This is a genomic window from Flavobacterium succinicans LMG 10402 (genome assembly GCF_000611675.1).
Taxonomy (GTDB): domain Bacteria; phylum Bacteroidota; class Bacteroidia; order Flavobacteriales; family Flavobacteriaceae; genus Flavobacterium; species Flavobacterium succinicans.
In genome coordinates this window covers 129812-141477 of the sequence record NZ_JATV01000007.1, presented here as the reverse complement: position 1 = coordinate 141477, position 11666 = coordinate 129812, and the positions used below count along the sequence as shown (strand labels likewise).

The following is an 11666-nucleotide window of genomic DNA, read 5'->3' as shown; positions in this document are numbered from 1 at the left end:
AGTTAAATTATTTTATGGTATAAATTAAAGACGCCAGGTCTGTAAACCGAATTACGATCACAAAAAAAGCCTCTCTGTAAAGAAAGGCTTTGCTGAATTTAAAAACGAGTTAAAATTATTTAACGTGTTTTGCGTATTTAGTTTTGAATTTATCAATACGTCCTGCAGTATCGATAAGTTTAGATTTACCTGTGTAAAAAGGGTGAGAAGTTCTAGAAATCTCCATTTTTACTACTGGATATTCAACGCCTTCGTGAATAATTGTTTCTTTAGTTTCTGCTGTAGATTTAGTAATAAAAACATCGTCATTTGACATGTCTTTGAAAGCAACTAATCTGTAATTCTCTGGGTGAATACCTTTTTTCATCTTAAATCTTTTTTTTATTAGTTCAATTATAATTTGTTTTGCAGCTTTTCTTCTGAGTGAAAAGGTATAAACATCTTATAACTTTTTATTTACACTATTATTTTTGAGTGTGCAAATTTACACTTATTTTTAGAATTACAAACCTTTACTTTGTTTTTTTTAGCTTTTCCTAGGAAACATTTTTTAGCCTCAATAAAAGCAGAATTGCTATATTTGTGGACTAATTAAAAACCAAACCACTATGATCAACGAAATTATTAAAAAAAACGGTATTACTTTTGGCATTATCAGCGGGATTATCTCATGTTTAACTATTGCAATAATGTACGCAATAGATTTAAATTTATTTCTTAATTCTTGGCTTTTCCTTATCAACATTACCATTTCGTTGACTCTATCTATCATTTTACTTACCAAAACCAAAAAAGAATTACAAGTTGACTTTTCATTTAAAGATGCTTTTACCACCTATTTTATTTATACCGTTATCGGTCTTTTGATCGTGACACTTTTCAACATCGTACTTTGGAACTTCATAGATCCTGCGGCCAAAGAAACGCTAGAAGAAATGACCATCAAATTCACGGTAAATATGATGAAAAAATTTAACACACCTGCCACCGCAATAAACGAGGCAATCAAAGGCATGAAAGAAAATAGTCAATTCAGTATTGCTTCGCAATTTAAAGGTCTTTTTACTAATATTGCCCTAAGCTCTATTTTCGGATTACTTATGGCTGCCTTTTTCAAAACAAGAAAAACACATCAAGAATAAAACAATTAAATGAATTTAACTATCCTAATACCACTTCTTAACGAAGAGGAATCCTTACAAGAATTGTACACTTGGATCCTAAAAGTGATGCAATCCAATAATTACTCCTATGAAATCCTTTTTTTAGATGACGGAAGTACCGACAATTCTTGGACTATTATTGAAAATTTTGCCGCAACAAATTCCAACGTAAAAGGAATTCGTTTTATGAAAAACTTTGGTAAATCGCAAGCACTACATGCTGGATTTGCTCAAGCCAAAGGCGAAGTGATCATCACTATGGATGCCGATTTACAGGATAGTCCTGACGAAATTCCAGGATTATACAACATGATTACCGAGCAAAAATACGATTTGGTATCAGGATGGAAAAAGAAACGTTATGATTCGATAGTTGCTAAAAATCTTCCTTCTAAATTATTCAACTGGGCGGCCAGAAAAACTTCTGGTGTACAACTGAATGATTTCAACTGCGGATTAAAAGCGTATAAAAATGTAGTAGTCAAAAACATTGAGGTTTCTGGCGAAATGCACCGATATATTCCAGTTTTGGCTAAAAATGCTGGATTTGGAAAAATTGGAGAAAAAGTTGTACAACATCAAGCTAGAAAATACGGAGAAACTAAATTTGGAATGGACCGTTTCATTAATGGCTTCTTAGATTTGATTACCATTTGGTTTTTATCGCGTTTTGGCAAAAGACCTATGCATCTTTTTGGCGCTATTGGCTCTTTAATGTTCATTATCGGCTTTTTTGCAGCTGCTTATATTGGTGTTTCAAAACTGTATCATTTGTATAACGACATGAAGTATACTTTGATCACCAATAATCCTTGGTTTTACATTGCTTTAACTACAATGGTTCTAGGAACTCAACTATTTTTAGCAGGTTTTCTGGGTGAAATTATTTTGAGAACCAAAAACAATGAAGCGCGATACAAAATTGCAAATCAAATTAATTTATAATTGAGTTACACAAAAAAGCAATCACAAATTATTGTTTCATATAAAATCAATAAAAAATGAATATCCCACAAAACATTCTAGACGCACTAAATATCTGGCTTACCCCAACCTTTGACACCGCTACTCAAGATGCTGTAAAAGAATTAATGACTACCGCTCCAAAAGATTTAGAAGAGAGTTTTTATAAAAATCTAGAATTCGGAACCGGAGGAATGCGCGGCGTTATGGGCGTAGGTGACAATCGAATTAACAAATACACCTTAGGAAAAAGCACGCAAGGATTGTCTAATTACTTGAAAAGTGTTTTTCCTGGTGAGCAAATAAAAGCAGCCATTGCTTTTGACTGTCGTCATAATAGTAAAACACTAGCAAAAGTTGTAGCAGATGTATTTTCTGCTAACGGAATCGAAGTGTTCCTTTTTTCGGATTTACGTCCTACACCAGAATTGTCTTTTGCCTTAAAACACCTGAACTGTCATTGTGGAATCGTACTCACTGCCTCTCACAATCCCCCAGAATACAACGGATACAAAGTATATTGGCAAGATGGCGGACAAATTGTTCCTCCTCAGGATGGAGCCATCATCGATGTGATTGAAAATTTAAAATACGATGAAATTAATTTTTCGGCTAACGAAGATTTGATTCATTTTATAGATACTGAGTTAGACCAAGCCTTCATTCAATCCTCTATTGAAAACTCTAGTTTTAACACTCCCGCAGCCGCAAAAGAAAACTTAAATATCGTATTCACTTCTTTGCATGGAACATCCATAACGATCATCCCAGAAACATTAAGCAAAGCAGGCTACACTAACGTTAATATAGTTGAAGAGCAAGCCATTCCTAACGGAGATTTTCCAACGGTAAAATCTCCAAATCCAGAAGAACCAGAAGCTCTTACTATGGCTTTGGCATTGGCCGATAAAACCAACGCTGACATTGTGGTAGGAACAGATCCAGACTGTGACCGTTTGGGAGTTGCTGTTCGCAATAACGAAGGAAAAATGGTATTGCTAAACGGAAATCAAACCATGATTTTGATGACCTCCTTTTTGTTAGAAAAATGGAAACAAGCCGAAAAAATCAACGGTAAACAATTTGTAGGTTCTACCATAGTTTCCACTCCAATGATGATGGAATTAGCCACTGCTTATAACGTAGAATGCAAAGTGGGCTTGACAGGATTCAAATGGATTGCCAAAATGATCAAAGATTTCCCTGAACTACAATTCATTGGTGGTGGAGAAGAAAGTTTTGGTTTCATGGTAGGCGATGCTGTAAGAGACAAAGATGCTGTAGCTGCTACCCTATTGGTATGTGAATTGGCTGCTCAAGCCAAAGCCAAAGGAAGCTCTGTTTACAACGAATTGATTCAACTTTATGTGGATCACGGTTTTTACAAAGAACATTTGGTTTCATTGACCAAAAAAGGAATGGACGGCTTGCAAGCCATTAATCAAATGATGATTGATTTGCGCGAAAATCCTGTAAAAGAAATCGACGGACAACGTGTAATCATGGTGGAAGATTACCAATCCTCAATTGCTAAAAATTTATTATCTGGTGAAGAACTGGCTATGGATATTCCAAAATCTAATGTGCTAATTTATTATACTGAAGATGGTTCGAAAATTTGCGCAAGACCAAGTGGCACAGAACCTAAAATTAAATTCTATATCAGTGTAAATACTACACTAGAAGCTGTGGAAGATTTTGTGGAAGTAGAACACATTTTAGATCAAAAAATAAAAAATATTATTGCTGCAATGCAATTAAACTAATGGATAAAAATTTAATAAAATTACTACCTTATACAAAAAAATACCAGTCAAACATTGTTTGGAACGTGACGTATAATATTTTGTATGCCCTATTTAGTACCATTTCAATGCTGACTTTATTACCAATGCTGGAAGTATTGTTTGGCAAAAATAAAGCAATAGAAAAAGCTCCTGTTTATAAAGGAATAGGCAATATAATGAGTTTTGGAAAAGATTTATTGTATTATCAAATTTCAGAAATTACCAAAGATAGTGGCAAACAATTTGCTTTATTATTAGTGGTCTCTTTAGTAATTACTACCTTTTTATTAAAAAATATTTTTAATTACCTAGCCTCTTATCACATCATGCACCTTAAAAATGGGGTATTAAGGGATTTGAGAAAAAAAATGTTCAACAAAATAATTGAATTACCCATATCCTATTATTCTGAAAAAAGAAAAGGCGACGTGATGGCCAGAATGTTGGGAGACGTTAATGAGGTACAAAATTCTTTTTTTTCTATTTTAGAATTAGTTGTAAAAGAACCACTAACGATAGTTTTTGCATTAGTAACCATGTTTGCTATTAGTGCTAAACTAACCTTATTCGTTTTGGTTTTCATTCCGCTTTCTGGGCTAATTATATCCAAAATTGGAAAAAACCTAAAATCAAAATCATTAAGAGCTCAAAACGAAAGTGGGTTATTGATCTCAATTGTTGAAGAAAGTCTAGGGGGCTTGAAAGTAGTAAAAAGCTATAATGCCGAACCAGCTTTTAAAAAGAAATTCAATGATTCGATAACAAGATTACTTAATTTATCCAACAGCATAGGAAACAAAAACAACCTAGCCTCACCTTTAAGTGAATTCATGGGCATTACTACTATTGCTGTTTTACTTTGGTACGGAGGAAATTTAGTTTTGGTTGATGAAACGCTAGATGGTGCTTCTTTTATAGTTTATCTAACATTAGCCTACAACATACTTACACCTGCAAAAGCGATCTCTAAGGCATCATATTCTGTAAAAAATGGTTTAGCCGCCGCAGAACGAGTTTTTGAAGTATTAGAAGTAAAAAATGAAATAACTTCTAAAGAAAATTCGATACAAAAAAACACTTTTGATGATAAAATAAGCCTTCAAAATATCAACTTCCGATATGAAAACGAAAATGTACTTAAAAATTTCTCTTTAGAAGTAAAAAAAGGACAGACGGTGGCTTTGGTAGGACAATCGGGTAGCGGAAAAAGTACGATTGCCAATTTACTGACACGCTTTTACGATGTGAACGAAGGCATAATTTCTATTGACAATCACAACATCAAAGATTTTGATTTGCATTCGTTAAGAAGCCTAATCGGACTCGTTACTCAAGATAGTATATTATTTAACGATACTATTAAAGAAAACATAGCACTTGGCAAACCTGACGCAACCGATGAAGAAATCATAGAAGCTTTAAAAGTGGCGAATGCTTATGAATTTGTAGTTACCTTACCAAAAGGAATTTACACTAACATTGGTGACAGCGGAAACAAACTTTCAGGTGGACAAAAACAACGCTTATCTATCGCGAGAGCAGTCTTGAAAAATCCTCCTATAATGATTTTGGACGAAGCTACCTCAGCTTTGGACACTGAAAGCGAAAAATTTGTTCAGGTGGCACTCGAAAATATGATGCAAAACAGAACTTCGATTGTTATTGCACACCGACTTTCTACTATTCAGAAAGCTGATGTAATTGTGGTAATGAAAAAAGGAAAAATAGTAGAGCAAGGAACTCATGAAGAATTAATCGCTATGAATGGCACTTATAACAAATTAGTAACCATGCAATCCCTTGAATAGCCTGAAAATTTTGTATCTTTAAAGTAGTTTACTACTCTTTAAATTTTACAAATGTACCTTGACAATCCCAACATAAAATTACCCGAAGATCCAGAAACTATAGTATGGAAATACCTAGACTTGTCTAAATTTTTAGATTTATTATTATCTAAAAAATTATTCATGTCTAGGTCGGATAAATTTGAAGACCAATACGAAGGCACCTTTAGCGAACCAACTTTTGAGGAAATCAGAAAATTATCCAAAGACAAGCCTGACTTTTTAAATTACTACAAAACCCATCGCGAAAAAGTAGCCATTAGTAGCTGGCACATCAATGAATACGAATCGTTTGCGATGTGGCAAATTTTCACGCAAAACAGTGAAGGTTTAGCCATCCAATCCACAATAGGCAGATTACAAAAAGCATTGGAGCCAGAGCATCATTTTGATCAATACATTGGAGAGGTCAATTATATTGACTACAAAAAAGAATACATTCCGTTTGACGATTTATTTTTTCCTTTTTTATACAAACGAAAAAGTTTTCAGTACGAACGCGAAGTCCGCATTATCAGTGATGTTAGTCAAAACAACATCAAATTAAATGACGGCTTAAAAATCAATGTAGTTGTAAATGAATTGATCGAAAAAATTTACATCCACCCAAAATCAGAGAATTGGTATAAAAATTTAGTGATTGAATTGGTAGATAAATTAGGCTACCAAATCAACATTGAAAAATCGGATTTAGAAAGTGATATTTTGATTTAAACGAAAATGTTATTCGAATCGATATTGCGTTAGGGATTACTTCACTCATACTATTTTCATAGGAGTTCAGTGAACTTCGTTTGTAGTGAAAATCCTTTTTGAGGCTTTTTCGGCCTCAAAAAGATTGTAACGTAAAGCCCGACCCTTGTGGTAACGCCCAAAAAAGTCAAATGCCTTAATTTGTTGAAACTCGAAACGTTCGGAAATTAAATAGGGGAATATCGGACTACTTCCCAACTGTTTTTGGTCAAGTCGATGTAATTATAATGCACTACATCTTTGGGATCAAATTGGCCATTTTTATTGGTGTCTTCGATGGTTCTAAAATAGAGCCTGTTCATAGATTCTATCAACTCCCAGTCGATTAATTCTTCTAAATCGGCCGACATTTTAGTGAATTTCTTTCCACTAATAAAACTCAAATATAAGGTATTGATATCGTTGGTATCGAGTTTTCCGTCTTTGTTGGTATCAGCATCGACCATAGTGTAAACCATGATTTGTTTTTGAATGCGATCTGAAACGGATTTCAAATATGTAGCAGTTTCAATAACAATCGGCTCAATGGATAAGGAACGAATGGAGTCGGAATTTATTTTTTGGAATTTTAAATTTTGTAAAAAACCAGTGATTTCATTTTGTGCTACATTGCTGATGGTAAAACTCACATCGTTGACCGCTGATGAACCAAACTTGGATTTTTGGGCTCGATCAGAAATACGCAAATCTCCTACGGGATGGATCAAATAATCCGTTCCTTCCATTTGAATTGGCAAATCAGCTATGGCTACTTTGGAAGAATCTCTTCTGGGCTCCATGGCAACTTTTGGGGTGGTATCATAGATCACTTTGGGTTTTTCGGCTTCTTTTTGGCAACTTACCATCAAAAGAACACTTGAGACTAAACCAACGATTGTTTTATTTTTCATGCTAACATTATTTATTCAAAAGTAATCATTTCTATTAAATTCGTACTTGATAAGTTTTAAAATCGAGCATTCAAGGTAATATTAAACACACGAGTTGTCATATAATTTGGAATTCCATACTGCGTTTTGGTATACACATCGCGAACCCAAGTATTGGTAATGGCGTTTTGATTATTAAAAATATTAAAAACCTCTAGCCCTAGAGCCAACTCTTGAAAGCTATTGGCCCATTTTCTATATATTTTATTAGAGGTTTTATCGATTAAAACTTTAGAAAAACCAACATCGGCACGACGATAATCTCGTAATCTGTTTTGATACAAATAAGGATCAGCATAAGAAGGCGAACCTCCTGGCAAACCAGTATTATAAACCAAATTAAGATACAATTTCACACTTGGAATATTGGGCATATAATCCTGAAATAGCATGGCAAACTTTAATCGTTGATCGGTGGGACGAGCAATAAAACCTTTACTATTGGTATTTTCTTCGGTTTTCAAATACCCAAAACTAATCCATGATTCGGTACCAGGAACAAACTCACCATTCCATCTTATATCGACTCCCTGCGCATAGGCTACCGCATCATTAGTAGCGGCATACCGAATGCGGACATTATCAATGGTATAAGTATTGACAGCTGTAAGTGATTTATAGTACAACTCGGTCACTAATTTAAATGGTCGATCCCATAAAGAAAAGCTGTAATCATTACCCAAAACAACATGTACAGACTGCTGGGCTTTAACATTGGGTCGTACCACGCCATCAGCTCCTCTGAGTTCGCGATAAGAGGGCGGTTGATGATAGAGCCCACCTGATAAACGAAACAAAAGATTCGTATTACCATTGGGTTTTATACTGAATTGCGCTCTTGGGCTGACCGTTAGCTGGGAATCTCCTGCAACAGAAGCGCCCAGTACTTGCCAACTATGCATTCTAACCCCAAAATTATACCAAACAAGACTTCGACCAATAATGTCTTTGCGACTCCATTGTGCATAGCCCGAAAAACGATTAACAGTATTAAAATTAATCGCTCTTACTTCTTGATACGGCACTAACGGCCCATTGAAAACAGTATACTGCTCATCTTTGTTGGGTAAAAATTTAGGCGGATTGATGGAAAATCCAGCCGAATCAATCACTTCCCATTCGCTAATTCTGTCTCGAATAGATTCTCGAGTGTACTTGACACCCCATTCCATGAGATTATTGTTCCAATTATGAATTCCTTTTACTTCGACATTAGCAATCAGAGCATCTAAATCATTGCGTGCATGATTCAATTGCGACCCAATACCTCTTGAAAAAGAAACATCACCCAAGCTTTCGGACCCAATATTGGTATCTATTTCAGCCAAACTATATTCTGCCAAAATATCAAAATGTTCTTGCTCTAGTGTATGAAAAACAGCACCAATAAATTTGTAGGTTGAGACATCAGAAGCCTTAAATGTAGTTTTCAAAGACCCAAAAAAGGTTTGATACTGATCGCGTTCCTGCCCTTCATAAAAAACCAATAAGGCTTGAGGATTATCAATCGTTCCAAAATTTGTCTGGCGTGTTAGAGGCTCATAATTGTATTTATTTTGAGAAATATTTCCTAAAAAACTCCATTGCCACTTTGAAGAAGCTTGGAAATTAACAGCGGTTTGAACATCAACAAATGAAGGCGTAAAATTAGTCTGTGTTTCTTGACTATTGACCAATAAACTATTATTTCTGTAACGAACGCCTGTAATAGCGGTCCATTTTTTGTCTTTAGAAATAACATCCATGGCAACACTTCCTCCTAAAAAACTAGCGTTGACACTAGCTCCAAATCGTGTAGGTGTGCGATAGGTAATATCCAACACAGACGATAATTTATCACCAAATTTAGACTGAAAACCACCTGCTGAAAAATCAATATTCTGTATCAAATCGGTATTCGTAAAGCTCAATCCTTCTTGTTGCCCCGAACGAATCAGGAAAGGACGATACACTTCCACTTCGTTTACATATACTAAATTCTCATCATAATTTCCACCTCTAACAGCGTATTGCGTACTCAATTCATTATTAGAATTGACTCCTGCCAAAGATTTTAATACATTTTCGATCCCTGGATTAGCGCCTGGAATATTTTTTAACGTTTTGGGATCCATCGCCAATATGCCTTGAACACTTTTTTTATTATTGGCACTCACGATCACCTCTCCCATTTGTTCTTCTCTTTCGTTCAAAACCAAATTAAAATCGACGACTTCATTTGAAGTGACATTCAATAATAACGTTGCTTTTTTGAACGTAACATGACTAAAAATTACTTTTAAATCAACATTAGAAGACAAGTCGATCGAATAAAACCCTTTTTCGTTAGACTTCGTAGTAAAACCAGACACTGAAACATTAACATTCTCAATTGGCTTATTCTTTGTGTCAAAAATATAACCTTGCATTTTGGCCTTTTGAGCATAAAATGGAGCTAAAAAGAAAAAAAAGGCTAAACAAAAAAAGTATTGATATCGTTTCAAAAGAAGAAAATTTAAAAATTAACGTTTGTAAAAACGTGTTTCAAAGATAGAGGAATTACCCATTTGATCTACCACTATCACTTTAAGATGATTAGAACCGTCTACCAACTTCCCTTCATTTACCGCATGCGTTAATAGTTTCGTTTTATTATCGTATTCCATCAAAATCCATTGATCATTTACAAAGGCATTGTACGATTTAATTCCCGAAAGAGTATCATTAATTTTGACTTGAATAACGTCATTTTCACTAACTGTTTTACCAGCAAGAGGTTTAATCATTGTAATCACGGGAGGAACATTGTCTAAAAAAAGCCCATATTTACCTAAGGTTTTAACTTTGGTCGTCAACACATTCTCTTTACGGTACGTTGAATTGTAAACTACACGTCCTCCTTCGATTCTTCCAATAAAGATTTTTTCCAATTCCTCATTGGTATGAATGGAATCAACGGCTTGAATCGAAAAATTGCTATGAACAGGCACTGTATCATCATGAAGCGTTAGTACTTTATTGGCTACAGAAAAATTAATATCAAAATCATTATAAAACGTTTGGGCTGGAAAAGTGACCGTCCAGTTCTCTTTTTCAAAAATCGCTTCTTTTTTGGCTTTAATAAAATAATTAGATCGAATAGCTTCTTTTGGAACTAGGACTGGCTTTGTATCATAGGCAATTGGAACCGTAATTACCGTTTTGTTCTTAAAAAAATCAGCTATTTCAATATGATAAGTACCTGACAAATTGGGCACAACAGCTATCGCACCATTATTCTGATCGGTTTTGATGATGCTTAAATCAAATGGTTGGGTTCGAAACAAGCGCTGAATACGTTGTTGTGATTTTTTATATCTTGAATAATCAATCAAAACGTTGATGTAACGCATTTCATCGAACGAATACGTATCAAATTGAAACGCATAAGTTGGCGTCCCGTTGTAAAAAGATTGCACATCAAATACCCCGTTTTTGTTAAAGGAAACATCATCCGTATCGGTAGCAATTATTCCAAAACCTATTTTTCCATTCGCCAAAACTCGATCAGCAAGGTAAGATCCGTCTTTTTGCAATGTCACATTAATGGGAATGGGACGCAAAGACTGATTTACGCTAGTTTGGTTATCCAATGGAAAAACATAAACCGCTGAAACCAGTGGTCTTTTAGTATCTTTCAAAAAAGCATCAAAACCAAAAAACAAAGGATTGATGATGAATTCTGTTTTAGAATCTCTAATTTCAAAATGAAGATGTGGTCCCTCAGAAGCTCCAGTATTTCCAGAAAGAGCAATTTGCTGTCCTTTGGTTACCACAAGCTCATTCGGTTTTAAGAAAATTTCGACTTCAAAGGATTTCTCTTCATATTGTCTACTTTTTATCAATTCTTGAATAGGCCCAACGGCCTTTTGTAAATGTGCATAAACTGTTGTATAACCATTGGGATGCGTGATATAAATAGTCTTTCCATTCCCGAATGTAGAGATTTTGATTCTAGAAATATAACCGTCAGCAGCGGCATAAACTGCTAATCCTTCGCGTTGTTGTGTTTTATAATCCAAGCCCGCATGAAAATGATTGGGACGTAATTCACCAAAATTACCCGACAACTGCATCGGAATATCCAATGGTGCTCTAAAATAATCTTTAGGGTACTGAGACTGAGCCATCAAAACATGACCGAAAAACAACAAAAAATAGAATACCTTCATTTTAATCTTTTTGCTAAGGTAACCAAAACTGTTA

Annotated in this window: 9 protein-coding genes; 5 read left to right on the top strand and 4 right to left on the bottom strand. The window is 34.7% G+C overall.

Annotated elements, in window-relative coordinates:
• Nucleotides 1–115: 115 nt before the first annotated feature.
• Nucleotides 116–367 (bottom strand): type B 50S ribosomal protein L31, encoded by a 252-nt coding sequence (locus AO58_RS0108770; protein WP_024981357.1) that lies wholly within the window; start codon nt 365–367, stop codon nt 116–118.
• A 241-nt stretch (nt 368–608) separates the two neighbouring features.
• On the opposite strand from AO58_RS0108770, the gene AO58_RS0108765 reads away from it, so the two are divergent.
• The 5 genes from AO58_RS0108765 to AO58_RS0108745 are packed head-to-tail and all read left to right on the top strand — an operon-like array spanning nt 609 to nt 6474.
• Nucleotides 609–1142: a DUF4199 domain-containing protein gene (locus tag AO58_RS0108765; protein ID WP_024981356.1), complete on the top strand. Its 534-nt coding sequence runs from the start codon at nt 609–611 to the stop codon at nt 1140–1142.
• 9 nt (nt 1143–1151) lie between these two features.
• Entirely contained in the window at nt 1152–2108 is a 957-nt protein-coding gene (locus AO58_RS0108760) for a glycosyltransferase family 2 protein (protein ID WP_024981355.1), read from the top strand.
• A gap of 56 nt (nt 2109–2164) precedes the next feature.
• Complete coding sequence (locus AO58_RS0108755; RefSeq protein ID WP_024981354.1) at nt 2165–3892, top strand: phospho-sugar mutase; 1728 nt, start codon at nt 2165–2167, stop codon at nt 3890–3892.
• On the top strand, nt 3892–5721 hold the full coding sequence (locus AO58_RS0108750; RefSeq protein WP_024981353.1) for an ABC transporter ATP-binding protein: 1830 nt from the start codon (nt 3892–3894) through the stop codon (nt 5719–5721). Before AO58_RS0108755 ends, AO58_RS0108750 begins: the two co-directional genes overlap by 1 nt.
• A gap of 51 nt (nt 5722–5772) precedes the next feature.
• Nucleotides 5773–6474 (top strand): DUF2971 domain-containing protein, encoded by a 702-nt coding sequence (locus AO58_RS0108745; RefSeq protein WP_024981352.1) that lies wholly within the window; start codon nt 5773–5775, stop codon nt 6472–6474.
• A gap of 206 nt (nt 6475–6680) precedes the next feature.
• Here AO58_RS0108745 and AO58_RS0108740 read toward each other — a convergent pair whose 3' ends face one another.
• From AO58_RS0108740 to AO58_RS0108730, 3 genes are all read right to left on the bottom strand, one after another.
• Nucleotides 6681–7403 carry a hypothetical protein gene (locus AO58_RS0108740; protein ID WP_024981351.1) on the bottom strand — a complete coding sequence of 241 codons (723 nt, stop codon included), beginning with the start codon at nt 7401–7403 and terminating at the stop codon, nt 6681–6683.
• A 56-nt stretch (nt 7404–7459) separates the two neighbouring features.
• On the bottom strand, nt 7460–9850 hold the full coding sequence (locus tag AO58_RS0108735; protein WP_081764657.1) for a TonB-dependent receptor: 2391 nt from the start codon (nt 9848–9850) through the stop codon (nt 7460–7462).
• 93 nt (nt 9851–9943) lie between these two features.
• Entirely contained in the window at nt 9944–11632 is a 1689-nt protein-coding gene (locus tag AO58_RS0108730) for a M23 family metallopeptidase (RefSeq protein WP_024981349.1), read from the bottom strand.
• Between the last annotated feature and the right edge of the window lie 34 nt (nt 11633–11666).

Bases quoted from the DNA above. Each gene is read 5' to 3' on its own strand.
- AO58_RS0108745 (WP_024981352.1), top strand. From the start codon at position 5,773: ATGTACCTTGACAATCCCAACATAAAATTACCCGAAGATCCAGAAACT.
- AO58_RS0108750 (WP_024981353.1), top strand. From the start codon at position 3,892: ATGGATAAAAATTTAATAAAATTACTACCTTATACAAAAAAATACCAG.
- AO58_RS0108740 (WP_024981351.1), bottom strand. From the start codon at position 7,403: ATGAAAAATAAAACAATCGTTGGTTTAGTCTCAAGTGTTCTTTTGATG.
- AO58_RS0108755 (WP_024981354.1), top strand. From the start codon at position 2,165: ATGAATATCCCACAAAACATTCTAGACGCACTAAATATCTGGCTTACC.
- AO58_RS0108735 (WP_081764657.1), bottom strand. From the start codon at position 9,850: ATGCAAGGTTATATTTTTGACACAAAGAATAAGCCAATTGAGAATGTT.
- AO58_RS0108760 (WP_024981355.1), top strand. From the start codon at position 1,152: ATGAATTTAACTATCCTAATACCACTTCTTAACGAAGAGGAATCCTTA.
- AO58_RS0108730 (WP_024981349.1), bottom strand. From the start codon at position 11,632: ATGAAGGTATTCTATTTTTTGTTGTTTTTCGGTCATGTTTTGATGGCT.
- AO58_RS0108770 (WP_024981357.1), bottom strand. From the start codon at position 367: ATGAAAAAAGGTATTCACCCAGAGAATTACAGATTAGTTGCTTTCAAA.
- AO58_RS0108765 (WP_024981356.1), top strand. From the start codon at position 609: ATGATCAACGAAATTATTAAAAAAAACGGTATTACTTTTGGCATTATC.